General features: G+C 61.5%; 22 protein-coding genes. 11 read left to right on the plus strand and 11 right to left on the minus strand.

Annotated elements, in window-relative coordinates:
• The 3 genes from C0Z18_RS19465 (at position 1) to C0Z18_RS19475 (ending at position 2,607) form a co-directional block, all read left to right on the plus strand.
• Positions 1 to 744, plus strand: coding sequence for an LOG family protein (locus tag C0Z18_RS19465; protein WP_102647061.1), 744 nt, complete (start codon positions 1 to 3; stop codon positions 742 to 744).
• A gap of 125 nt (positions 745 to 869) precedes the next feature.
• Positions 870 to 1,886: a DUF2167 domain-containing protein gene (locus C0Z18_RS19470; protein WP_102647062.1), complete on the plus strand. Its 1,017-nt coding sequence runs from the start codon at positions 870 to 872 to the stop codon at positions 1,884 to 1,886.
• A complete protein-coding gene (locus tag C0Z18_RS19475) occupies positions 1,879 to 2,607 on the plus strand; it encodes a site-2 protease family protein (protein ID WP_102647063.1) in 729 nt (242 codons plus the stop codon). Before C0Z18_RS19470 ends, C0Z18_RS19475 begins: the two co-directional genes overlap by 8 nt.
• 43 nt (positions 2,608 to 2,650) lie before the next feature.
• Here the strand turns inward: C0Z18_RS19475 and C0Z18_RS19480 are convergent, their stop codons facing one another.
• Complete coding sequence (locus C0Z18_RS19480) at positions 2,651 to 3,691, minus strand: LacI family DNA-binding transcriptional regulator (protein ID WP_102647064.1); 1,041 nt, start codon at positions 3,689 to 3,691, stop codon at positions 2,651 to 2,653.
• A 187-nt stretch (positions 3,692 to 3,878) separates the two neighbouring features.
• On the opposite strand from C0Z18_RS19480, the gene C0Z18_RS19485 reads away from it, so the two are divergent.
• The 5 genes from C0Z18_RS19485 to C0Z18_RS19505 all read left to right on the plus strand — a co-directional run bounded on the left by C0Z18_RS19485 (position 3,879) and on the right by C0Z18_RS19505 (position 10,303).
• A complete protein-coding gene (locus C0Z18_RS19485) occupies positions 3,879 to 5,048 on the plus strand; it encodes an ABC transporter ATP-binding protein (protein WP_102647065.1) in 1,170 nt (389 codons plus the stop codon).
• A 36-nt stretch (positions 5,049 to 5,084) separates the two neighbouring features.
• On the plus strand, positions 5,085 to 7,082 hold the full coding sequence (locus tag C0Z18_RS19490; RefSeq protein WP_102647066.1) for a beta-galactosidase: 1,998 nt from the start codon (positions 5,085 to 5,087) through the stop codon (positions 7,080 to 7,082).
• Positions 7,083 to 7,140: 58 nt separating this feature from the next.
• The gene (locus C0Z18_RS19495) at positions 7,141 to 8,394 is read left to right on the plus strand and encodes an ABC transporter substrate-binding protein (RefSeq protein ID WP_102647067.1); all 1,254 of its coding nucleotides are present in this window, start codon (positions 7,141 to 7,143) and stop codon (positions 8,392 to 8,394) included.
• 85 nt (positions 8,395 to 8,479) lie between these two features.
• Entirely contained in the window at positions 8,480 to 9,439 is a 960-nt protein-coding gene (locus C0Z18_RS19500) for a carbohydrate ABC transporter permease (protein WP_408647073.1), read from the plus strand.
• A gap of 12 nt (positions 9,440 to 9,451) precedes the next feature.
• Positions 9,452 to 10,303: a carbohydrate ABC transporter permease gene (locus C0Z18_RS19505; protein WP_102647069.1), complete on the plus strand. Its 852-nt coding sequence runs from the start codon at positions 9,452 to 9,454 to the stop codon at positions 10,301 to 10,303.
• 44 nt (positions 10,304 to 10,347) lie between these two features.
• On the opposite strand, the gene C0Z18_RS19510 is transcribed toward C0Z18_RS19505, so the two are convergent.
• Positions 10,348 to 11,649 carry an aspartate aminotransferase family protein gene (locus C0Z18_RS19510; RefSeq protein ID WP_102647070.1) on the minus strand — a complete coding sequence of 434 codons (1,302 nt, stop codon included), beginning with the start codon at positions 11,647 to 11,649 and terminating at the stop codon, positions 10,348 to 10,350.
• A gap of 94 nt (positions 11,650 to 11,743) precedes the next feature.
• Positions 11,744 to 12,376: a hypothetical protein gene (locus tag C0Z18_RS19515; RefSeq protein WP_102647071.1), complete on the minus strand. Its 633-nt coding sequence runs from the start codon at positions 12,374 to 12,376 to the stop codon at positions 11,744 to 11,746.
• A 293-nt stretch (positions 12,377 to 12,669) separates the two neighbouring features.
• Here C0Z18_RS19515 and C0Z18_RS19520 point away from each other — a divergent pair, with 293 nt between their 5' ends.
• The gene (locus C0Z18_RS19520) at positions 12,670 to 13,143 is read left to right on the plus strand and encodes a VOC family protein (protein ID WP_102647072.1); all 474 of its coding nucleotides are present in this window, start codon (positions 12,670 to 12,672) and stop codon (positions 13,141 to 13,143) included.
• 29 nt (positions 13,144 to 13,172) lie between these two features.
• Here C0Z18_RS19520 and C0Z18_RS19525 read toward each other — a convergent pair whose 3' ends face one another.
• From C0Z18_RS19525 to C0Z18_RS19535, 3 genes are all read right to left on the minus strand, one after another.
• Positions 13,173 to 13,721, minus strand: a complete 549-nt coding sequence (locus C0Z18_RS19525; RefSeq protein ID WP_102647073.1) for a putative glycolipid-binding domain-containing protein — start codon at positions 13,719 to 13,721, stop codon at positions 13,173 to 13,175.
• Positions 13,722 to 13,807: 86 nt separating this feature from the next.
• The gene (gene ppk2, locus C0Z18_RS19530) at positions 13,808 to 14,734 is read right to left on the minus strand and encodes a polyphosphate kinase 2 (protein WP_102647074.1); all 927 of its coding nucleotides are present in this window, start codon (positions 14,732 to 14,734) and stop codon (positions 13,808 to 13,810) included.
• A gap of 166 nt (positions 14,735 to 14,900) precedes the next feature.
• Complete coding sequence (locus C0Z18_RS19535; protein WP_102647075.1) at positions 14,901 to 15,779, minus strand: helix-turn-helix domain-containing protein; 879 nt, start codon at positions 15,777 to 15,779, stop codon at positions 14,901 to 14,903.
• A 181-nt stretch (positions 15,780 to 15,960) separates the two neighbouring features.
• On the opposite strand from C0Z18_RS19535, the gene C0Z18_RS19540 reads away from it, so the two are divergent.
• Entirely contained in the window at positions 15,961 to 16,860 is a 900-nt protein-coding gene (locus C0Z18_RS19540; RefSeq protein WP_102647076.1) for an NmrA family NAD(P)-binding protein, read from the plus strand.
• Positions 16,861 to 17,129: 269 nt separating this feature from the next.
• Positions 17,130 to 18,290, plus strand: a complete 1,161-nt coding sequence (locus C0Z18_RS19545) for a glycoside hydrolase family 53 protein (RefSeq protein ID WP_102647077.1) — start codon at positions 17,130 to 17,132, stop codon at positions 18,288 to 18,290.
• Between the two features lie 7 nt (positions 18,291 to 18,297).
• Here C0Z18_RS19545 and C0Z18_RS19550 read toward each other — a convergent pair whose 3' ends face one another.
• The 5 genes from C0Z18_RS19550 to C0Z18_RS19570 form a co-directional block, all read right to left on the minus strand.
• Complete coding sequence (locus C0Z18_RS19550) at positions 18,298 to 19,566, minus strand: MFS transporter (RefSeq protein WP_233217396.1); 1,269 nt, start codon at positions 19,564 to 19,566, stop codon at positions 18,298 to 18,300.
• Positions 19,567 to 19,569: 3 nt separating this feature from the next.
• On the minus strand, positions 19,570 to 21,537 hold the full coding sequence (locus tag C0Z18_RS19555) for a beta-galactosidase (protein ID WP_102647078.1): 1,968 nt from the start codon (positions 21,535 to 21,537) through the stop codon (positions 19,570 to 19,572).
• A 99-nt stretch (positions 21,538 to 21,636) separates the two neighbouring features.
• The gene (locus tag C0Z18_RS19560) at positions 21,637 to 22,488 is read right to left on the minus strand and encodes a carbohydrate ABC transporter permease (protein ID WP_102647079.1); all 852 of its coding nucleotides are present in this window, start codon (positions 22,486 to 22,488) and stop codon (positions 21,637 to 21,639) included.
• Positions 22,489 to 22,499: 11 nt separating this feature from the next.
• The gene (locus C0Z18_RS19565; RefSeq protein WP_408647074.1) at positions 22,500 to 23,354 is read right to left on the minus strand and encodes a carbohydrate ABC transporter permease; all 855 of its coding nucleotides are present in this window, start codon (positions 23,352 to 23,354) and stop codon (positions 22,500 to 22,502) included.
• 127 nt (positions 23,355 to 23,481) lie between these two features.
• The gene (locus C0Z18_RS19570; RefSeq protein ID WP_102647081.1) at positions 23,482 to 24,723 is read right to left on the minus strand and encodes an ABC transporter substrate-binding protein; all 1,242 of its coding nucleotides are present in this window, start codon (positions 24,721 to 24,723) and stop codon (positions 23,482 to 23,484) included.
• Positions 24,724 to 24,741: the final 18 nt, after the last annotated feature.

Consider the following 24,741-nt stretch of genomic DNA (forward strand, 5'->3'; position numbering starts at 1 on the left):
ATGAACAAGAGAAAAGTGATTCCGAGTCTGCGATCGCTCGCAGATCAAGAACGCGCAACGGCCAAGAAGGCCCGCGCGTCGTGGCAGATGTTCACGATTATGGCAGAGTTCATCGAGGCGACCGAGTACCTCTCGGAGATTCGTCCGGCCGTGAGCATTTACGGTTCGGCCCGCCTCAAACCGAGCTCGCCGTACTACAAGCTCGCGACCCAAATCGCGCGCAAACTTTCCGACGCGGGCTTCGCCGTGATCTCGGGCGGCGGCCCGGGCATCATGGAAGCCGCGAACAAGGGCGCGCATGCGGGCAAGGCACCGTCGGTGGGCTTGAACATCGAGTTGCCGCACGAGCAATCGGGCAACCAGTGGCAGGACATTTCACTGCGTTTCCGCCACTTCTTCACGCGCAAGGTCACGTTCGTCAAGAACTCCGATGCCGTGATCGTCATGCCGGGCGGCTTCGGCACGCTGGACGAACTCGCGGAAGTGCTCACGCTCATTCAAACGAAGAAGTCGCGCCACGTGCCGATCATTCTCGTGGGCGCCGAGTTCTGGAAGGGGCTCTTGCACTGGTTTGAAACGGCGCTCTTGCCGATGGGCCTCATCAATCCCGAAGACATGAAGCTCATGCAGGTGATCGACGATCCGGCCCAAGTGCTGGAGGCCGTGCTCGCGTTTTATGAAGATCGCGGTGAAGCCGAGCCGCACGCGACGAAGTCGGACGAAGACCGGATGTTCTACCTGTAAGCGAAGCGCGACGAACGCGAAACTCGGCTCAAGAGTTGGCCGGGCGTGCCGATAGCCAGGGGGAACTCGATATAGTTCGAGTGGGCAATCGGGCCGTCCGACAAGAAAAAAAACACATAATCGTCATGAGAGCGTTCGTCAAATTCGTTATTGGGCTGTTCATCTTCGCCGCAAGCGGGGTTTGCTTCGCGCAAACGCAGGCAACTAAAGATGAACTCGCGGCCGCCGCCAAAGAAGCGGATGCCGCGTTGGTCAAAGGTCCCTCCACGATCGCCGTCCTCGACGAGGCGAAGTTCGCGCTGCCTGCCGGCGTCGGCTTCGTTCCGGCTCCGGCGGCCATTCGGTTTCTTCGCGCCCACGGCAACTCGGTCGACGAAAAATCGATGGTGGGCTTGATCGTGCCTCAAACGGACGGCCAGGATTGGTTCGCCGTGCTCACTTACCAGAAGGACGGCTATGTCCGTGACGACGACGCAAAGCACTGGGACCCGGACAAGATTCTGAAGAACCTGCGCGACGGCACGGAGCAGTCGAACACGTCGCGCAAGGAGCGCGGATTGCGGGAGCTCGAAGTCGCCGGCTGGGCCGAGCCGCCCGTCTACGATGCGAACACGCACCGGCTGATGTGGTCGGCCATCGTCAGGACCAAAGGGCAAACCGACACGAGCCGGGACGCGGTCAACTACCGCACCATCGCGCTCGGACGGGACGGCTACCTTTCGTTGACGATGGTGACCCAACTGTCGGCGTTGGCCATGAATAAGTCGACGGCCAATGCATTGCTCGCCGATATCGCGTATGCGGACGGCAAGCGCTATGCCGACTTCAATTCCTCCACGGATCACATCGCCGAATATGGGCTCGCCGCCCTGGTCGCGGGCGTGGCCGTGAAAAAGCTCGGGCTGTTCGCGGTGATCGCCGCCTTTGCGGTGAAGTTCTTCAAGGTCGGGCTCATTGCCCTGCTCGCCTTCGGCACGAAAATCAAACGCCTGTTCAACCGCAAGCCCAAGGCGGCCCACAAGCCGCCCTCGGATGCCGTGCCTCCCGCATCACTAGGCGATGCGCCGCCGTACGACGCCGGGGAGCACCGCCACGATCAGCCGACGCAGCAAGAATCCGGCGATTCGACGCACCATGGCTAAGCTGCTGATTTTGCTGCTGGGCGGGTTAAAGCTCGGCAAGGTGCTGACGACGACGGGCACGATGCTGCTGTCGATCGCCGTCTATGCAATGTTCTACGGTTGGCGGTTCGCGGCCGGCTTCGTCCTCTTGCTGTTCGTGCACGAGGCTGGGCATTACGCCGCCGCCCGCAAACGGGGCCTCGACGTAGGCGCCCCGACGTTCGTGCCGTTCGTGGGCGCCTGGATTCAAATGAAGCAGATGCCGCACGATGCCGAAACGGAAGCCTATGTCGGTCTGGCCGGACCGTTCGCGGGAACGCTGGCTTCGCTCGCCTGCTACTTCCTCGCGCGTCACTTCGATAGCGGATGGATGCTCGCGCTCTCCTACGCGGGCTTCTTCCTCAATCTGTTCAACATGATCCCGCTGTCGCCGTTCGACGGGGGCCGGATTACGGCCGTGCTTTCTCCGCGTATCTGGTTCGCCGGTGTGCCGGTCCTCGTCGGGCTGTTCGTCGTGCACCCGAGCCCGCTGCTGATCGTCATGGCCATCTTGGCTTTGCCGCAACTTCAGCGCGCTTGGCGCTACGATGCGAACCGCCCCGAAAACAAGCGCTACTACGGGATCCCGGCATCGGTGAAGCTGACTTACGCGTTCTATTACTTAGCGCTGCTGGCTTTCCTCTCGTTGATGACCTTCGGCGTGCACGACATGCTGGGATCGGTGCGCGCCGGGATGCATTGATCCGCGATTCGATACACCCGGCCTCGCTCGGGGCCTCGTCGCGCTATCTCTTGCGCACCGGCCCCGTCGAGGCACGGACGACGAGATGCGGCGGCGACGTCACGCAAACGCGCGCCTGCCGCGCGCCGTCACTCGCCGCCCTTGAGGCCGTCGTTTCGATCAGATCCACCAACAACTCCACGGCAAACTCGGCCGCTTCGGTCGTCGGCACGGCAACCGTGGTCAACGCGGGACGCGATTCGCGCGCCAGTTGAATATCGGTGATCCCAACCACGGACAGGTCGCGCGGCACGTCTAGACCGAGATCGGCCGCCGCCTGCATCGCGCCGAGCGCCGGCAAGTCGTTCGTCGTAAAGAGCGCCGTGAGGTCGGGATGCGCCTTCAACAACTCGAGCGCCGCGGCATAGCCGCCCCGTGTCGTATCGGGGGTGTAAAGCACGGGTGCCGCGGCACACTCGAGCCCCGCCCCACGCATCGCATCGACGAATCCTTCGTATCGCGCCGCGTGAATCCCATACACCTTGCTGCCGACGATCGCGCCGATTCGCCGATGCCCGAGCTCGAGCAGATGCTTGGCCGCCAATTCCCCCGCCAATCGGAAATCCACCGCCACACAAGGCAAACCAGGTGGATCGAGCGGCCGCTCCCACATGCAAAGCACCACCGGCGCGCCGCGCAATTCGGTCATCCGCAAATCCTCGAAATCCAAATTCGCGTTCATGACCAACACGCCCTCGGAAAGCGTCCCGGCGATCTGATCCAGATAGGCGCGCCCCGTCTGCGGATCCCCCTCGGTATTGCAGATGATGAGGAATTGCCCCCTGCGGCGCAGCGCGTTTTCCACCGCCAGCGCGAACTCGGGATAGAACGGGTTCGCGATGCTCGACACCATCAGCGCGATCGTCGGCGCACGCCCCTCGGCCAATGCGCGCGCAGGCAAGTGTGGGCGATATCCAAGCGCCGCGATCGCCTCGAGCACCCGCTGGCGCGTGGCCTCGCCCACGCGCCCCTTATTGCGCAGGACGTTCGAGACCGTGGCGGGCGTCACGCCCGCCCGGGTGGCTACCTCGTTGAGGGTCGGCATCGCTTTCTCAATAAATGGGAAGGTTATTCAACATTTGCATGATCGCGACGAGCGCGGCACCATGCACCGAACGAGTCGATAAAAACGAACGAGACGCAGCGCCCCGGTCACCCGATGACCGCTTTTTTGCGGCGCACTGATTAAGCGCTTAATCATCTGGCGCAGATTAGAACATGGAGACGGCACGATGGCGAGCATTTCATTGCGCGGTGTGCAAAAGGCCTACGGCGACGGCGCCCCGGTGATTCGGGACGTCGATCTCGAGATCGGCAAAAACGAGTTCTGTGTTTTCCTCGGGCCGTCGGGCTGCGGCAAGTCGACCTTGCTGCGGATGATCGCGGGCTTGGAGGACGTGACCGAAGGGGACGTTTCCATCGCCGGCAAGCGCGTCAACGATGTACCGGCCGCGCAGCGCGGCGTCGCCATGGTATTTCAGAGCTACGCGCTGTTTCCGCACATGACCGTCTACGAGAACATGGCTTTCGGCCTGAAACTCGCGAAGACGCCCAAGGCCGAGATCGACCGCAAGGTGCGCGACGCGGCCCGCATTCTCCAACTCGATGCGCTGCTCGATCGGCATCCCAGAGCGCTCTCCGGAGGCCAACGACAACGCGTCGCCATCGGACGCGCGATCGTGCGCGAGCCCGGCGTCTTCTTGTTCGACGAGCCGCTGTCGAACCTCGACGCCACGTTGCGCGGCCAAACGCGCATCGAAATCGCGCGTCTGCATCGACAGTTCGCCGATGCGAGCGTCGTCTACGTCACGCACGATCAGATCGAGGCGATGACGCTCGCCGACAAAATCGTGCTCCTGCACGCCGGCAGCGACACCGAGCGCTTCGGCAGCATCGCGCAAGTGGGCGCGCCGCTCGACCTTTACCACCGGCCGAAGAGCAAGTTCGTCGCCGGGTTCATCGGTTCGCCTCGTATGAACTTCCTTCCCGCCAAGGTCGCGTCGATCGAAGCGGACGGCGTCTCGATCACGCTCGAAGGCAGCGGCGAATCGGTGCGGCTGCCCTTGCAGGGGCAGAGCCTCGAGGTCGGTTCAACGGTGACCTTCGGCGTGCGCCCCGAGCATCTTGAACCGGTAGTGGGCGACACGGCCTCGCCGGGGGCGGGCGAAGGCAACGCCGTGACGCTCGCTCGCCCCATCGCGCTAATCGAAGCGTTGGGCGAGCACAGCTATGTACATCTCGATCAACCAGGCGGCGCGGTGCTGATCGCGAAAGCGCCCGGCGACGCGCGCTTGCAGCCAGGCGACACCGTTCGCTTTCGCGCACCGGCCCATGCCTGCCACCTATTCGCGCAAGACGGCTTCGCCGTCGCGCCGCTCAGCAGCATCGAACAACACGCGTAATCGATACGACATCGACACCGATAAGAGGACCATGCAATGCGTCTAGGAGTCTGCTATTACCCGGAACATTGGCCCGAGGCCATGTGGAACGACGATGCCGCCAGGATGCGGGCCCTCGGCATCGAGCAGGTGCGCATCGCCGAATTCGCTTGGAGCCGCATCGAACCGTCGCCGGGAGAGTTCGACTGGGGTTGGCTCGATCGCGCCATCGACACCCTTGCAGCGGAAGAACTCCAGGTCGTCATGTGTACGCCGACGGCCACGCCGCCGAAATGGCTCATCGATCGTCACCCCGACATCTTGCCGGTCGGGGCCGATGGCCGCGTGCGCGCATTCGGCTCGCGCAGACACTACGATTTCTCTTCGCCCGCCTACTTCGAAGCGTCGAAGGCGATCTGCGAAGCGATTGCCGCTCGCTACGGCAAGCATCCCGCGCTCGCCTATTGGCAGACCGATAACGAATATGGCTGCCATCAAACCGTCGTCAGCTATTCGCCTGCCGCGCTCGAACGCTTTCGCGCCTGGTTGAAGATGCGCTATGGTGACATCGACTCGTTGAACCGCGCATGGGGCACCGTGTTTTGGAGTATGGAATACCGCAGCTTCGAGGAAATCGACGCGCCGATCGGCACCGTCACCGAGGCGCATCCGTCGCACCGTCTGGACTATCGGCGCTTTGCTTCGGACGAGGTGGCGCGCTATAACCGCATGCAAGTGGAGATCATCCGTAAACACTCTCCCGGCCGCCCCATCGCCCACAACTTCATGCAGCTATTCACCGAGTTCGACCACTACAAGGTAGCCGACGATCTCGACGTGGCGGCATGGGACAGCTACCCGCTCGGCGCGTTGGAAGAGCAGTGGTACGAACCCGAAGTCAAAGCGAAGTACTTGCGCACGGGCCATCCCGATTTCGCGTCGTTCAATCATGACCTATACCGCGGCATGTCCAAACTGCCGTTCTGGGTCATGGAACAGCAGCCAGGCCCCGTGAATTGGGCGAAATGGAATCCCGCCCCGCTGCCGGGCATGGTGCGGCTTTGGAGTTGGGAGGCGTTTGCCCACGGCGCGGGCTGCGTGTCGTATTTCCGTTGGCGACAAGCCCCGTTCGCGCAAGAGCAAATGCACGCCGGATTGAACACGCCCGACAATCGCCTCGACATCGGCGGTAGTGAAGCGCGGCGCGTCGCGCAAGAGTTGCTCGCGCTATCCGACCATACCGATGCCGATGTGCAAGGCAACGTCAAAGCACGCGTGGCGCTCGTGTTCGACTACGAAGCCAAATGGCTGTTCGAGGTGCATCCGCAGGGGATCGATTTCCACTACCCGCGCTTCGCGGTCGAATACTACTCGGCGCTGCGCGCCCTCGGATTCGACGTCGATATCGTCTCGACGCACGCTTCGCTCGACGGGTATGCACTCATCGTCGTCCCGCCGCTGCCCGTGGTGCCGGACGATCTCGCGCGCCGGCTGGAGAACACGCTGGCCCATGTCATCATCGGGCCGCGCACCGGGTCGAAGACGGCCGACCTACAGATTCCGTCCAACCTGCCGCCTGGCCCCCTCGCCTCGATCATGCCCGTGCGCGTTTGGCGGGTCGATTCGATGCGTCCGAATGTCAATCCGGGCGTGGCGTTCAGCGGCAGCGTTGCGCCGGGTTATGCGCGGCACTGGCGCGATCTGATCGACGTCGACCTCGGAAAAGACAGCCGTGAATCGATCGAGATCCGCGCGGCGTTCAATGACGGACACCCCGCCTACGTGAAATACGGCGCGGTGCATTACCTGGCTAGCCTGTTCGACGAGGCGTCCACGCAAGCATTGTTCGCTCGCATCGCGCGCGAAGCGGGACTAGAACCGGAACCGCTCGGCGACACCGTGCGCGTGAGCCGGCGCGGCGGCGTGACGTGGGTTTTCAATTACGGCACGCAAACGCACACGATGCCGTCGGACATACCGAGTGACGACTTCCTCATCGGCTCGCGCGACATCGAGCCGCAAGGGGTCGCCGCTTATCGCACGCGAGCGCGTTGAACGCGCGGTACCGATTCAGATGCAACACCGACAACGACGTAATACATAGGAGACAGGCATGACGCACCAATCCCGCATCACGCTCGCCGCCGTCGCGCTCGCGTCGGCCTTCGCGATGGGCCCGCTCGCCACCGCGGCGCACGCCGCCACGCTCGACATCAACATCGCGTTCAAGGGGGCGAGCCAACGCGCCGTCTGGACGCAGGTGGTCGATGAATTCAAGAAGGCGCATCCCGGCACCGACGTGAAAGTCGCCTTCATCGACGAAGAAGCGTACAAGGTTCAATTGCCCGGCTGGCTGACCACGGCTCCGCCCGACATCGTGAACTGGCACGACGGCGAACGCATGGCTTATTACGCCAAGCGCGGATTGTTCGAGGACTTGTCCGGCGATTGGTCCAAGAACGGCTGGGACAGCACGTATGCCTCCACGAAAGAAGCCTCTTCCTATAACGGCAAGCAATATGCGGCGCCGACCGTGTACTACTCCTGGGGCATGTTCTATCGCAAGGACCTCTTTCAGAAAGTCGGGATCGCCGGCGAGCCGAAGACATGGAATGACTTTCTCGACGACTGCAAGAAGCTCAAAGCCGCGGGCATTACGCCGATCGCCGTGGCCGGACGCGACGCGTGGACGCTGGCGGGATGGTTCGACTATCTCGACTTGCGTTTGAACGGCAATGCCTTCCACCAAAAGCTGATGGCCGGCGAAGTCCCGTACACCGATGCGCGTGTGAAGAAGGTATATACGACTTGGAAGCAACTGCTCGACGCAGGCTACTTCATCGACAACTCGCTCTCGTACGATCTCGACTCGGCACAGCCGTTCCTATTCCAAGGCAAGGCGGCCATGATGCTGATGGGCACGTTCATCACGGGCGGTTTCTCGCCGACGGTCAAATCGGAAATGGGTTACTTCCAATTCCCGATCATCGACGCCAACGTGCCGACAGCGGAAGACGGTCCCGTCGAAACGCTCAACATTCCGGCGAAGGCGAAGAACAAGGCCGATGCGCGCGCGTTCCTTGCGTTCACCGAGACACCCAAGATCGGGGCGCAACTCGCGGTGGGCCTCGGCTCGTTGTCGGCGAACAGCCAATCGCCGGAGCCCGACGATCCCATTTCGAAGATCGGTTTCCAAATCCTTTCGAACACGAAGGGCGGCATTGCGCAGTTCTACGATCGCGACATGACGAAGGAAATGGCCGACGAAGGCATGAAGGGTATGCAGCAGTTCGTTTCCGATCCCACGCAGATCGATTCGATACTCGCCCGTCTCGAGCAAGCTCGGCAGCGGATCTATAAGAAGTAGCCGATGTGGCCGCGCGCGATGTCGTTCATCGAACGTGCCGCGCGCGGTTGTTGCGTTCGTTTAGGAGGTTGACGTGTCTCAGTTCATCACCCAGCGAGCCAATGGCGCCGGCGCCGCCCGCCCGGGGGAGGACGGTTTGCCGCCGTCCGCGCCGTCTAGCCGCCCGCGTCCCAGCGCGCGCCGCCGCATCTCGCCGACAGCGCGCCGCCAACGTCGCGCGGCGATGTTGTTTCTGGCACCCGCATGCGTGATGGTCGCGATCTACGTGGTGTGGCCCGTGCTATCGACGATCCGCCTCAGTCTGTACAGCTGGGATGGAATGACCGACGCGACGTTCGTCGGCCTCGCGAACTACATCGAACTCTTTCATTCGCAGACGTTTTACACCGCGCTCAAGAACAACGTCATTTGGCTCGCGATGTTTCTACTCGCCCCGCCGATGGGCCTGGCGATCGCGCTGTACCTCAATCAGGCGGTAGCCGGAATCCGCATCGTCAAGTCGCTGTTCTTCGCGCCGTTCGTTCTTTCCGGCGTGGTGGTGGGCCTGATCTTTTCATGGTTCTACGACCCGACGTTCGGCTTGCTCGCGCTGATCATCGGACACGGAATCCCCGTGCTCGGCGATCCGCATTACGCGACGCCGGGCATCATCCTCGCCGCGTTGTGGCCGCAAACAGCGTACTGCATGATTTTGTATCTCACGGGGCTCACGACGCTCAGCAGCGAGCAGATCGAAGCAGCCCGCATGGAAGGCGCGCGAGGTTGGGCATTGTTGTGGCACGTCATCTTGCCGCAACTGCGGCCGACGACTTTCATGGCCGTCGTCGTCACCGTGATCGGTGCGCTGCGCAGCTTCGACTTGATTTCGGTCATGACCGGCGGCGGTCCGTTCGAGAGCTCCACCGTGCTCGCCTATTACATGTACGACCAAGCCATCAAGTATTACCGGCTCGGCTATTCGGCCGCGATCGCGGTGGTGCTGTTCGCGATCATGCTGCTCTTCATCGTTTATCAATTGCGCCGGTTGCTCAGGAACGAGCGATAAGGAGTCGCGAACATGTATCCCATGCCCGTCGAGAAGTGGAAGCCCGCGGCCCGTCGCGCTTATAAGCTGTCGCTGCCCGTCGCGCTGCTGATTTGGCTGCTGCCGATGATTGCCGTGCTCGTTACGTCGGTCAGGTCTTCGGAAGAACTCAGCGAAGGAAATTATTGGGGATGGCCCAAGCACGTCACGCTCATCGACAACTATCGCGAAGCGCTGACGACGTCGCCGATGCTGCATTACTTTTGGAACAGCGTGCAGATCACGCTGCCTTCCGTCGCGGGCGCGATCGCGCTCGCTGCCATGGCCGGCTTCGCGTTGGCGGTCTATCGGTTCCCGGGGAATTCGACGCTATTTGCCACCTTCGTCGCGGGAAACTTCGTACCGATCCAAGTGTTGATGATTCCCGTGCGGGACTTGTCTTTGAGACTCGGGTTATACAACTCGGTGGGTGGGTTGATTCTTTTTCATCTTTCGTTTCAGACCGGGTTTTGCGCACTGTTTTTACGCAACTTCATCAAGCAACTGCCGTTCGAATTGATCGAGGCCGCGCGCATCGAAGGCGCCAACGAATGGACGGTGTTCTTCAAGATCGTGCTGCCGCTGATTCGGCCGGCACTCGCCGCACTCGCGATCTTGGTGTTCACGTTCGTCTGGAACGACTATTTCTGGGCGCTATGTTTGACCCAAGGCGACGATGCGGCACCGATCACCGTGGGCGTTGCGGCGCTGAAGGGTCAATGGACGACGGCGTGGAATCTGGTATCGGCAGGGTCCGTGCTGGCCGCGATGCCGTCGGTCGCGATGTTCTTCGCCATGCAAAAACACTTCGTTGCGGGGTTGACGTTCGGGGCGACGAAGGGGTGAGGGAAGCATGCGCGCATGCCGTACATTCGATCGAAATCGACCCTTCACAACGACCGCTCGATGGCCTGCGCGAGCAAGTCCAGGCCTAGGTCGATTTCGTCCTCGCTAACCGTCAACGGCGGGGCGATTCGAAAGACGCCGCCCATGCCGGGCAATTGCACGATGTTCATGCTGAGCCCGAGCTTCATGCATTCGCGTGTGATCTGTGCGCCGAGCCCGTCGGCGGGCTCCTTCGTGCGGCGATCCTTGACGATCTCCATGCCCAGCAGCAGCCCTCTTCCGCGAACGTCGCCGATACATTCGAAACGCTCCATCAAATCCAACAGCCCTCGTCTGAGACGATCGCCCATCACATTGGCCCGTGCGACGAGACCGTCGCGCTCCACCACGTCGAGTACGCGTAAGCCAACCGCGGCGGGAAGCGGATCGGACACGTGCGTCGTGTAGAACAGGTACCCCAATTCGTGCGCCCGCTCTTCGATCGACGCCGAGGTGATCATCGCCGCGAGCGGTAGCCCCGCGCCCAGCGTCTTCGATAATGTGAGGATGTCCGGCGTCACGCCGTCGCGTTGACAGGCGAACATCGTCCCGGTGCGCCCCACGCCCGTTTGCGCTTCGTCGAGGATCAACAGCATGCCGCGCTCCTCGCATTTGCGCTTGAGTGCGGCCATATAGCCCAGCGGCAATTCGATGATGCCGCCGGAACTCAAAATCGGCTCGGCGATAAACGCGGCAAGGTTGCCGCTGGACTGGCGATCGATCAGATCGAATGCGTAATCCAATTCCGCCAAGTAATCGTATTGGCCAGCACGTTCGAAACGCGGCCGATACGTGAACGGCGCGGGAATCGCAAAAGAACCGACGGCTGCCGGCCCCACGCCTTTGCGTCCAGCGCTATAGGTCGCCGAGGCCGCTGCCCCCGTCATCCCGTGCCAAGACTGCGCGAAGCCGACGACTTCGTATTTTCCCGTGACGAGCTTCGCCATCCGGAGGGCCGCTTCGTTCGACTCGGCGCCCGTGCTGAGCAGCAACGCGCGATCAAGGCCGGCTGGCGTGATTTCGGCTAAACGCGTCGCCAAATCGACAACGGGACGCGAAAGCATCCCACTGAATAAGTGGTCGAGTTTACCGGCGTACTCACTGACGACAGAGACGATATCCGGATGGCTATGGCCGAGCACCGCGCTCATTTGCCCCGACGTGAAATCGAGAATCGCCCGGCCGTCCGCGTCATAGACGAAGCTGCCTTGCGCTCGCTCGATGATCATCGGCTCGAATTTGCCGCCATACCGAACCAGGTGCCGGCTAGCGTTGTGCCAAAACGTCTCGTCGTCGTTGCGTGACATCGCACTTCTCCCGGCCAATGGCGGCAATGAATCGCAGTCTAGAGAAACACGCTCGTTCCGACAATGTGTCAGGCCCGGTCGACGATAGGGCGAATCACGGCCACGCTGCTTGCGCAACGCAATCGAAGATCAGTTGTTTGCCGGGGTTCGAGTTGTCGTTCGGCACGAACACTTGTATCTGAGCGGAGGGCGGATAGCTGGCGTTGTCCTTGGGATCGCACGTGGCGCTCTGTCCGGTCCCAATGACGATTTCCGAGCCTACCTTCAATCGGCATTGCGTTACCCGATCCAGCGCACTCCAACTCGGGCAGATCTCATTGGCTACGCGATAGGCGTCGCGCGGCCCTGCCGGCGGAGTAAAGCTCCACCATTTTCCGAATTCGCCCCAGGGCTTGCTCGAGTCCCATACCCGGTAGACCGTAAGCGGCTGCGTGACTTGATAAGCCTGCCCCATGCATAAGCCGCCCTTTCCGGGAGGCTGTACCGTGCCGTCGAGCAACGCCGGATCGCTTATGGGAGTCAGGCCATACGGCTGCTCTATTGCGCCGACGCATTGAGTTTGCGGGGCGCTTTGCGGTGCCGCGCCCTGCTGCTGCGGTGGCAATGCCGTGCAGCCGGCGAATGCGAGCACCGCGAATGTCAACCCGCGTTTCCACCACGCAGCGCCGGCGATCCGGCATTCGAGGCGGTGGCGCGGACATGTTTGCAAACGAGGCGGTTCGTTCATCGTTTGTTGGCCTCCTAAGATCGTCGCTTAGAAAATGCGATAGTTCTCATATCTTAGGAACAATGACGATCCACCCACAAATGCGCCGACCTACTACAAGCCGTAGGGGACAGCACGACGTGGCCCCGATTCAAGCGGCAGTCAAACGGATGTTTGAATGCTTCGGCTTGGATGGGGTCCTTCGGAGCGCTTCCCGCTAGCAAATGCGATGTCGATTTCGATACGCTACGTTCGTCGTATCGATGACGGCCCTCGCCGCAGCTTTCACTTCGTCAACATGAAGGAGCTTCTCCATGTCGATCCAGAAAATCACGCCGTTTCTTTGGTATTCCACCCAAGCCGAGGAGGCCGCGGCGTTTTATGCGAGCGTCTTTCCCGATTCGCGCGTCGTTCGCGTGACGCCGGTGCCCGTTGCGGGCTCGACCAAGGTCGTGCAATTCCTGCTGTTTGGCCAGCCTTTCATCGCCATGAGCCACGAAGGCGGCGAATCGTTCAATCACTCGATATCGTTTATGGTCAACTGCGCCGACCAGCAGGAACTCGACCGTTACTGGGAAAAGCTCGTCGAGGGCGGCGGCGCCTATGACAACTGCGGCTGGCTCAGGGATCGGTTTGGCGTCTCCTGGCAAATCGTGCCCGACGACCTGATTTCAATGATGTCGGATCCCGATCCCGTCAAGTCGGCACGTGTCGCCAAGGCCATGATGCAAATGAATAAGTTCGATGTCGCCGCATTGAAGGCGGCTTACGCGGGGGCTGAGGACTGAGGAACGCATCGCGGAGATTGTCCCCGCGGTCAAACTGCGCGCTTAAACAGCGATGGATAGTCCTCTACGAAACCGTCGGCATCGACCGAAAGCTCCGCTTGAAATTTCCGGAATATCCCTTCATAAAGGTACTTACGGTTGAGCTCGATACAGGTGTATGCCTGATCGACAGGCTCAACCGTGAGCGACGGGATGGCGACGTAGGCAACGCGAATGAGTTGCCGCTGTCCTGCGGGCAGGCCAAGTCGGCGAATCGGCAATGTATTCGTGAAGGGCGTGCATGAAAGATCGACGTCGATACAGCCATCTAGCGCGGAGATGGGCTGCTGCTGCTCGTTAAGCCATCGGCCCATTCCGTCCGAGTGCAGTTCCAAGGTGCCGCCGTCGGTCAGCGCGATGGACACCCTACGCACGGACCAGTCCGGCGCAATCTCGATCCGGTAAGATGCGCCATAAGGTTTGCCGAACCGGTGACCTACCACGACGGCTTGAGCGGCGAAACCCTGTGCGCCGGAGGTAAAGACAAGGTGTTCAGCTCCGACTCCCGATTCGGGAACCCATTGCACGAAACTTGCCATCGTTCACTCTCCAGAAGTCTCGCCCCGTCTTAGCCTCGCCGACGCTCGCAACGCGCCGCGACTTTCGTCCTCGATGCGCGGAGCGGTCAATAAAGCTCGGGGACGATCATACTGCCCGGCACCGGTTGACGAATGTAGTCTTCGTTATGCACGCGTTCCGGCAACTGAATCACGGGATGCTCCACCTCGCGATAAGGCACCTGGCTCAACAGATGATGGATGCAATTTAAACGCGCCCGTTTCTTATCGACTGCCTGCACCACCCACCATGGCGCATCGCTATGGTGCGACCGCTGCAACATGACTTCCTTCGCCTGCGTATAAGCCTCCCAGCGGCGCCGGCTTTCAAGATCCATGGGGCTCAACTTCCATTGCTTGAGCGGATCGTGAATGCGCGCCTGGAAACGAATCTCCTGCTCTTCGTCGGTAATCGAGAACCAGTATTTGACGATCTGGATGCCGCTTCTGACAAGCATCTTTTCGAATTCGGGCACCGAGCGGAAGAACTCCTCGTACTCGTCATCCGAGCAAAAGCCCATCACCCGTTCCACTCCGGCGCGGTTATACCAACTGCGATCGAAAAGCACCATCTCGCCGCCCGCGGGAAGATGGGCCACATAGCGTTGAAAATACCATTGCGTGCGCTCGCGATTGCTCGGCGCGGGCAATGCGGCCACCCGGCAGACGCGCGGATTGAGGCGCTGCGTAATCCGCTTGATCGCGCCACCCTTACCCGCCGCATCGCGGCCCTCGAAAATCACGACGAGCCGGTGGCCCGTTTCGACGATCCAGTCCTGCAACTTCACGAGCTCGCCTTGCAACCGGAACAACTCTCGGAAATAATGCCGGCGCAGAGCGCGCGCCTCAGGCGTGAACGCATCGGAACCGTCCAGGATTCGGTCGTCCACCTCCATTTCGAGTTCTTCGTCGTATGCGTCGACGAGCTCTTCTTCAAAGCGGCGCTGCCGCTCGGCAAAGAACTGCGCATCGGATCTCGAGTCCGGCTTATCCATCACATACTCCCTGAAGACGAAGATGTCCGGCGGCCCGCCCCTTTAGCGGCCCGAAACTCAGTCATTATCACCGACGGGCGGTGTCAGCCATATTACCGCCGCGCGCATACTCCGTTCCCGCACAGGCCGGCATGCCGGCAAATATAGACGGCCAGTCCCAAAGCCGTCACACGCCGCGCGGCTTCGATTTCATCGTCAACTCACGCGGACTCGCGCCGAGAATTCTGCGCATCCAATACGCCATATGACTTTGATGCGAAAACCCCGTCTCGGCGGCCACTTGCGCGGCGTCACACGCCCCCGTCAATAGCAATGCCTTCGCGCGCTCGACGCGCCGCTGCACGACATAACGATGGGCCGGCACGCCGAATGTCTCGCGAAACAATACTTTGAAGTGCGGGATGCTCATATCGAGGAGCGCCGCCAATTCCGCCAGCGTCAATCGTCGGTCTAGGCCGCTATCGATGAAATCGGCCACGCGTGCCGCGGCTTTCGGCGTTAGCGCGCGACGCTTGCGCTCGAGGGCAGGCACGGTGCCCAGCAATCGGACGAGCATTCCCGTGCAAAGACTTTCGGCGAAAAGGGAATCAGATGCATCCTCGGCTTGCAGTTCCGCATGCAAACCCCACGCCAAATGCTGAAATCGGGGGTCGCGCATTTGTAGCCGCATTGGAAAACCCGCGCGAGCATGCTTCAGTTCCAATTGCTCATAGATCGATCCGGCGAACGCATCGTCTATCCACACGCTCAGGACGGTGCAATCGGCCTCATCCGCCCATTCCCCTGTCATGCCGGCGGGCACGACATCGGCATCTCCGTGTGCTTGCACCCGTGCATGCCGCTTGCCGTCGCAGATACAGTTCGCTCGTACCGGCTTGCCGATATGCACACCGATGCGATGCTGTTCGAACGCCGGCATTCGGTGCGTGCCCGCGGAAATGGCGAATACTTCCGCCCCGAATCCTTGCCATCCCCGGCCCTGGCTCGAGAGCAAGCTTGTCCGGGTACCGTCGCCCAGCATGGCACGTGAAGTTGAAGCGTTCATGGCGTCCAATCCCAAGGAGTTCGCGCGTTATCGCTTCGGCGAGTCTAATGGATGGCGAAAAAGTTCGTGCGGCGAAGCGCGCAATCAATCATCCGTTTCCGCTTTTTTCTATCCTCTCCTGATCGCCTTTGCCCCGGCCGGAACGTAGCATGCGCCCATACACGCCAAGGAGGAGCAAAGCATGTTCGTCATTTTCGGTGCATCGGGGAACGTCGGCAGCACAACGGTGGCCGCCTTGCGCAAAGCCGGGCACCCCGTTCGCGCGGTAGTCCGCAACGAACGTCAGGCGGAGCGTTTCGCCACGATCGGCTGCGAGGCGGTCGTGGCCGATCTCACCGACTCCGCGTCCGTGCGCACCGCCATCAACGGCGCACGTGCCGTGCAAATCTTGTGTCCGATCCCCGCAGCCGATGTCGATCCCGAATCGACGATGCGCAACATGGTGGATGTCGCCGCCGATGCGTTGGCTAGTGCCCCCGGCATTCATGTATTGGCGTTGTCCGATTACGGCGCCGAACTGAGCGAAGGCACGGGGATCACCTTGCTCTTCCACTATCTCGAGACGCAACTGCGTTCGCTCGCTGGACGTCTGACGCTCCTGCGCTCGGCCGAGCACATGCAGAACTGGGGGCGCGCGTTACCCACCGTTTTGCAATGCGGCATCCTCCCGAGCCTGCATCATCCTCTAACCAAATTGTTTCCGACGGTATCCGCGCACGATGTCGGCCTGGCGGCGGCCGAACTTTTGCTCGATGAGCCCCAATCAGGTTTGCCGAGGATCGTCAGTATCGAAGGTCCCGAGCGAATCAGCGCTGCGTATGTCGCGCAGGTCCTGAGCGAGGTCGGCAACAAGACGGTCACGCCTTTCGCACTGCCCCGAAGCGAATGGCCGGCCGCGTTGCTGCGCGCGGGACTGACCGAGAAGCATGCGAGCCTGGTTGCCGACTTGTACGACGCCCACAACGCCGGCGAAATCGAGGTCGAGGACACGCGCAAGACAGAACGCCGCTTCGGCAAAACGACGCTGCCCGAGGTCATCTCATCGCTACTCACCGCTCATCGCGGCGTACCGGTGACCTAACGCGCGGGGCCGTTCGTTCGGCACGCGTGCCCGGCTGCCGGAGCCAAACCACATATTGGACAAATGCCGAGCCTTTTGCATCGCGCGATACGCTTTGATAGGCTCGCACCACTGCTTCGGCAACGGCACGCACCACCTCGACGTTTAGGATTCCTTCGCTCCGAGGGACGTATGGGCTCGTCTGTTCGCTCCGAAATTTAAGCGCTTAAATCCGATGGTCGCCCCGCTCGCCGAAGCAGTCTAAAAACAGCAAACCAGGAGGCACTCAGATGAAGAGACGATCTGTACTGGCATGGATGGCATCGACCGCCGCGGCGAGCATGGGCGCGGGATTCCCCCAACCTGCGAATGCCGCGGACACGGGCGTGCCGGCCCGCGGCAGCGGGCGGTTCGCCATGGGCGCCGACGTATCGACGCTGCTCGAACTCGAGGATCACGGCGCCCGCTATTTTGACCATGGTGTCGCTCGAGACTGCCTACACATTCTGCGCAGCCACGGTGTGGACTCGATTCGCATCAAAGTCTGGAACGATCCGGGCAACCCCGACTTTTTCCCCGCGAATCAAAGCCCCGCGGCCGGATATAACAACGCGCGACATGTGTGCGTGCTCGCTCGCCGGGCCGCCGCGTTGGGAATGCGGGTGCTCATCGACTTCCATTACAGCGACTGGTGGGCCGACCCCGGCAAGCAATATCCGCCGCATGCGTGGGCCGGTTTGAGCTTGAGCGAAACGTGCAACCTCCTCTCCACGTACACGGCCGACGTATTGCGGATGCTGCGCGCGCAAGGCGTGAGGCCGGAATGGGTTCAAGTCGGCAACGAAATCACGGGCGGCATGCTTTGGCCGCTCGGCAAATACGATCAGTGGGACAACCTCGCAGCACTACTGAAAGCCGGACACGATGCGGTGAAATCCGTCGATGAGCGGACCAAGGTCATGCTCCATCTGGACAGCGGCGGCAACAATGCCACGAGCCGTTGGTGGTTCGACAATGCCGTACAGCGCGGCGTCGCGTTCGACGTCATCGGGCTGTCGTACTACCCGCAATGGCAAGGCGCGCTCGCCGATCTCAGCTCGAACATGAACGATCTCGCGGCACGCTACGGCAAGGACATCATGGTCGTGGAAACCGCTTACCCCTGGACGACGAGCGACGGCGACTCGGAACCGAACGCGATGACGAACACGGGCTCGGTTGCCTATCCGCCCACACCCGAAGGGCAAGCCCAATTCATCGGCGCTTTGGTCGATCTCGTCAAAGCGGTGCCGGGCGAGCGCGGAAAAGGCGTGTTCTGGTGGGAGCCCGAATGGACGCCGGTGCCGGGCGTCGGTTGGAAAACCGGTGCGGGCGATCAGTGGGACAACAACACACTGTTCGATTTCCATGGCAATGCACTTGCATCGCTGGATGCATTGCGCCGGCGTTGAATCGGACTCACGCGCGCCGCACCGCGGCGCGCGCGTTTGCCCTTTTGAACCGCAGGCCGTCGAACGAGAGTAATGCAAACGCGCAAACCGCCAGCGCCGCGCATAGCAGGAACGCCGCGCGATATCCGAATGCACCGACGATGGTTCCGGACAACACGCCCGATAGAATCGACCCGACGCGCGAGGCGTTGAAAAAGAGCGCTGTCGCGGCGCCGGTCTCACCGGGCATCAAATCCTGGATATAGGTCATACCCAAGCAAGACGTGATCGCGACCACGGTCGCGGAAAGTGCTTGTAGCGGCACCACCGCCCAGGCATGAGACACCGCCGCCAGCGCAAGAAAGTATGCCGCATGCACGGCCGCCGATGCGCCCAGCCACCTCGGCTTGCGTAGTCTCGACGACATGCCGCCGAGCCAAAGCATCATCGGGATTTCAAGCAATGCCCCCATACCGAGCGCTGCCGATACGGTCAGGCGCGTGCCGTGCAGCGCATGAAGCAGGTACAGCGGCAGCAGGATCATCGTCGCGTTGGCGGTAAGTCCGATCAAGCCGAGTGCGATCAAGATGCGCGGAATCGCATGGCGCGCGTAGGCCGCGAACGCTTGATTCGATATGTCCGCGTTGATCGCACTCGGCGCGGAGCCAGCAGCCGGCGCGGCAACGACCGCGGCCTCGTCCTGCGAGCCCGCGTGCGTTTCGGCGATGCGCAACGCAATCACCGCGCTGGCGCCGAAGCTCGCCGCCGCAAACGCGAACAGTCCCTTGAAACCCGTTTGGGCCAACACCAACGCCCCCACCGCGGGGCCGAACACCCACGCGGCGGACAGCAGCGTACGTAAGGTGGCCGAAGCGAACTCGCTCTGCGCGGGATCTTCGATTCGCAATGCGGCGCGGCCGAATGCGAATATTTGCGAGAGCGCTGCCGCGCCCGGGCCCAGCAAAACCGCACCGACCACCATGAGCGCCGTATAGCCTCGCACGAAGCCCAAGCTCGCATAGCCGAGCATCGCAACGACGAGCGACGCGATCAAGAGCCCGCGATGGCGTCCGCGGCGATCCGACCAGCGTCCCGCCGCCGTACTCGCGCACACGCCGCTTGCCGAAACGAGCGTCATGAAGACGCCGAGCCGCAACGGCGACATCGAAGCCTCTTCAATCCCGAATAACGATAAATACGGGGCGGTAAAGGACAACGCGACGCCGAGCATCAGCGTCGCGACGGCAAGCGGCACGAAGTGCGCCGTGCGGACAAGTTCGGTGAAACGTGTATGCACCGTTCAGTCTTCTTCGATCCAGGCGGCGACATCGATGGGGCCCACGAGCGGGCCGCCCAGCACGAAGCGCGCCCCATCCGGCGCAGGCACTTTCCGTTCCCGATCGCCGTAATTGACGGCAAAACGCAACGCCCCGCACCTGCGCAGCCGCAAGCCTTCCGGCAACGGCGTCGCGTCGATTCCGGCATCGCCAACGCATTTGGCCAGTGCGGCTACAAGCAACACGCGATCGAAACAGGCGGTCATGTACGTCACACGTTCGCGGCGAAGCATTGCCGGTGAACCGTCGTCGAACCGAGCCAATACGTCGGTACCGGCGCCCGGTTGCACATGCTCGCGCCATCTTACCGCCTCGCCCTCGATGCCGTCCAAGCGCAGTGTCGGTCGAAGCGATGGCCGTAGCGACTCCACTTCGACGACGCGCGCAGGCAATACCGACTTCAACTTCCCGGGCGGCAGGTGTTCGACGATCGCCAACGTATCCGATTTCGAGCCCGTCCGCGGCCCGAACACCCAATGATTCGCCCCTCGCTCGATCTGATCGACCACGCTATCGGGCAAGATCGGCAAGGTGGGCGCCACCACGAGCCGATACCCATCCACGTCGTCCCGGGCAGACACGATATCGACGTCGAGCCCCAGTTCGCGCAACGCGCTGTACCACTCGAACGCGAAGTGTTGATAGTCGAAGTCGGCCCCATGCCGCTGCGTTTCGATAACCCAGTCGGCTTCGTAGTCGAACAACAACGCGACCGATGCGCGCTTGCTACGCATCGGCGCCTTTGCCCAGGCCTGCATCGCGCGCAACTCGCCGCCGACCCGCGACACTTCCTCGCCGCCCGGAGAGAGCCGATCGTCGGGCGCGTTCAGCCCCGAATGCATTTGCTCCTGCGCGAAGGGACACTGCCGCCAGCGGAAATAGGAAACGAGTTCGGCGCCATGCGCGAACGCCTCCCATGTCCAAAGCCGAACCATACCGTCCCGCGGAATGGGATTCCATGGCGCCCAATTCACCGGCCCGGCTTGCTGTTCCATCACCCACATGCGGCCCTTGCCGACACCGCGGTATAAGTCGTGACTGAACGCCGACACATCGGGATGACCCGTGCGGGCCCACCGGTGTTTATCCGCCTCAGGCAGCGGCAGCACCTCGGTGCGTGGCACCGGGTAGCTATCCCATGCCGCGACGTCGAGCCCGTGCCGCGCAAACGCGTAGTGATCGAATGCGGCATAAAAGCCCATGAAATTGTGCAACACGTCGCGTCCCGGCGAATGCTTTCGAATCAAATCGGCTTGCAACCGATGAAAGCTGCCTACTTCATCCGATTGGAAGCGCCGAAAATCGAGGACGTGCGAGGGATTCGGGTCGGTGGGCGTGCGATGCGGCAATTCGATCTCGTCGAAGCCACGGTATTCCATGCTCCAAAATACGTTGCCCCAGGCTGCATTCAGCGCCTCGATCGTTTCGTAACGCGCGGCAAGCCAGCCACGAAAACGCGACAACGCCGCATCGGTATAACTCGGCAACGTGTTGTGACAACCGAATTCGTTGTCGGTCTGCCAGGCGACCACCGCTGGGTGTTCACCATAACGCCGCGTCATCGCTTCGACGATACGCGCGCAGTGTTCGCGGTAGGCGGGACTCGAAATATCGTAATGCCGGCGGGAGCCGAATTGCATCGCGCTGCCGTCTTTCAACACGGGAAGCATGTCAGGATGCGTGTCAACTAGCCATTTCGGCGGCGAAGCCGTGGGTGTGCCGATGACGACCTCGAGCGCATGGCGGGCAAGCGTATCCACGGCGCGATCGAGCCACGCCCAATCGTATCGGCCCGGCTCTGGCTCGATGCGCGACCACGCGAATTCGGCGATCCGTACGCGCGAGATGCCCATTTGCGCCATGCGCCGCGCATCGCTTTCCCATTGACTCTCGGGCCAGTGCTCCGGGTAATAACAAACGCCAAGCCGCATTGAAGATTCCTCGATTACGTAGCCGTGGGCACGCGCGTGATCGCTGCGCGCACCCGCTTGTGTTGAAGTGGTTGGGTGCCGATCAGCCCGGCCTGTCGATCAGCCTTTCGTGGCGCCGAAAGTCAGACCGGCAACGAAATGCTTTTGCATGGCGAAGAACATGGCCACCGAGGGCAACGCCGCCAGCACGGAGCCGGCCGAGACGAGATTCCAAGCCGTCGTCCATTGCCCCTTGAGCGCGGCCACGCCGACGGTGATCGGCGCGGCGTCATCGCCCTGCGTGAGGCACAGCGCCCAGAAGTAGTCGTTCCAGACGAAGGTGAAGACGAGAATCGCCAACGCCGCGAGCGCCGGCCGCACGAGCGGAAGCACCACGCGCATGTAGATCGCCCATTCGCTCGCACCTTCGATACGCGCGGCCTCGATCAGCTCATAGGGCAGTTCGCGGATGAAGTTGCGCAGGAAGAGTGTGCAAAATCCCGTTTGAAAAGCCGCGTGAAAGACGATGAGGGCACCCACGGTGTTATAGAGATTGAGGCTCGCCATCAATTCGCGCACCGGGATCATCAAGATCTGGATCGGTACGAAGTTTCCCGCCACGAACAAACCGAGCAACGCGGCGTTGCCCCGGAAACGGTAATTGGCCAGCGCATGCCCTGCCATCGAGGCGAGGAAGATCGAGACCGCAACCGCGGGCAACGTGATCGCGCAGCTATTCCAAAAGTAATGGAGCATCGGCGTCTGCGTGAGCGCAGTGCCGTAGTTCGCCACGAGCGCGAAATGCTTCGGCCATCCCCAGTAATCGCCGGCCAAGAGTTCGTCGCTCGAGCGCACCGACGTGACGAGAACGGCAAGCAACGGGACGAGCCACAGCAACAGCGCGAACGGCAAAGAGACGCGGTAGATCGCCCTCGGTATGGGACGCCACCGCTGAACGGGCATGGGATACATTGCGAAACTCCTTACGACTCGTTGCGCACGAGGCGCCGCAGTTGCCAAGCGATATAAACGAGCATGATGGCGAACAGCACGACGGCGATGGCGGCCGAATAGCCTTCGCGGTAATACTTGATCGCTTGGTCGTACATGAAGTAGGCAAGCACGGTCGAGCTATCGAACGGGCCGCCGCCGCTCATCACGGAGATGAGATCGAAGCTGCGCAATGCGCCGATGACGGTCAATACGACCGCCATGAACGTGGCTGGACGTAGCTGCGGCAAGATCACATGCCATAAAAGCGCCGCGCCGCGTGCCCCTTCCATGCGCGCCGCCTCGATAATTTCCGGATTGATTCCCGTGAGCCCGGTCAGGTAGAGGATCATGCAAAAGGGAATCTGCGGCCAAAGCGCGGCGAAAATGATGCCGTACGTAACGTAGTGTGGGTCACCGAGCACGGGAATGCCGTGCCCCACGATCAGCTTCAACAAACCGAACGTCGGATCGTAGAACCACGAGAACACGAGTCCGACGACGACGCCCGGCAACACGAACGGTGCGAAGAACAGCGACTTCACGAGCCGAATGCCGAATACGTTCTGATTCAGGTACAACGCAAGCGCCAACCCGGCGGGCGGCGCGAGCAGGAATAGCACGAGCCAAATCAGATTGTTCTTCAGCGCGACATAGAACGTATCGGAGGCAAACATCTCCCGATAGTTATCGAGGCCGGCAAACGTCTTATCCGTCATCCCGTCCCAATGATGGAAACTGAGCCAGATACTGCTCAAGATCGGATAGATGACGAACACGGAGAACAGCACCAGTCCCGGCAGCAAGAAAAGCAGTGCGGCCCGCGTCCGTCGCTCGCCGAGCGGCATCGGCTTTTTCGCCGCCGCGCGCGCGCCTCTTCGCAACGATCGCTGAGTTACGGAAATCGACATTGATTCGTACTCCGACAAAATTGGACGGGGGACAGCCGCGCCCTCCCCCGATCGCTCGCTAAGCCTACTTCTTATAGATGCGCTTACGTGTGGCCTCGAGGTGTTGCAAGATCGAATCGAGTTGGCTCGGGTCGGAGTAGAACTGCTGCATCGCCTTCATCCCCTCGTCCGCCATTTCCTTGGTCATATCGCGGTCGTAAAACTGGGCGATGCCCCCCGTGGTGCTCGACAGCGTATGAAAACCCACCTTCGAGATGGGGTCCTGCGGCTCGGCCGCCCGGTTGTTCGACGGCAATTGCCCCCAGCCTTTCGCGAGTTCGCCGTTGATTTCCGGCTGTCCCATGAAGGCCAGCAAGCGCCGCGCATCGGCCTTGTTCTTCGCCTTGGCCGGCATGATCAATACGTTGACGGGGCCGTCTTCGGCGACAGGAATCGAAGCATCGATGATCGGAAAGCGGAAGTAACCCATCTCACTACGGGTTGCCGGCGGCAGGCCCGCCGAAAAGAACGTCCCCATCAACAGCATCGCGGCTTGCCCGTTGACGAGCAGCGGACTGGTCGAATCGACGTCGTACGACAGCGCGTTATCGATGAAATACTTGTCGTCGATCAGCGTCTTCCACGTTTCGTACACGCGCTTGACGCGGGGGTCCGTATAAGCCACGTCGCCGGCCATCAATTGTTGGTGGAACGCATAGCCGTTCACGCGCAAGTCCAGATAATCGAACCACGCGGCCAACGTCCATGCATCGCGCGCGGGAACGGCAATCGGAGCAATGCCTGCTGCCTTCAGCTTCTTGCAGTCGTCCAGCAGTTGCGCCCAAGTCGTGGGCTCAGAGGTAATACCGGCCTTTTGAAACAAGTCCTTTCGGTAGAAGAAACCGTACGCGTCGGTGCCGAGCGGCACGCTGTACTGCTTGCCCGCATACGTCGACGAACTCTTGACCGAGGCATACGTCTGATTCCAGCCGTTCTTCTGCCAATCCGGCGTCAAATCCGCCAGCAACCCGCGCTTGGCGAAATAGGCCATGCGCTCGCCGTTGTGCCAACTGAGCACGTCGGGCGGATCTGTCGCAAGCCAGCCCGACATCTGCACCTTGTAAGCCTCCTCGCCCACGTAGCTGACTTTCAAATCCACATCCGGATTGGCCTTCTTGAATTCGTCGAACGCGTTTTGCCACGTCGAACGCTGATTGCCTCGCGCCGATACCGTGACGTTCAGCGTTCCGGCCTGCGCGTTGGATACTGCGGCGAAGGTTGCACAAGTCATGCAAGCGAGCGCGAGCATGCGAACGGGTAACTTCATCTCTGTCTCCTTTCGTTG

The sequence above is a fragment of the Trinickia dabaoshanensis genome, assembly GCF_002879885.1.
GTDB classification, from domain to species: domain Bacteria; phylum Pseudomonadota; class Gammaproteobacteria; order Burkholderiales; family Burkholderiaceae; genus Trinickia; species Trinickia dabaoshanensis.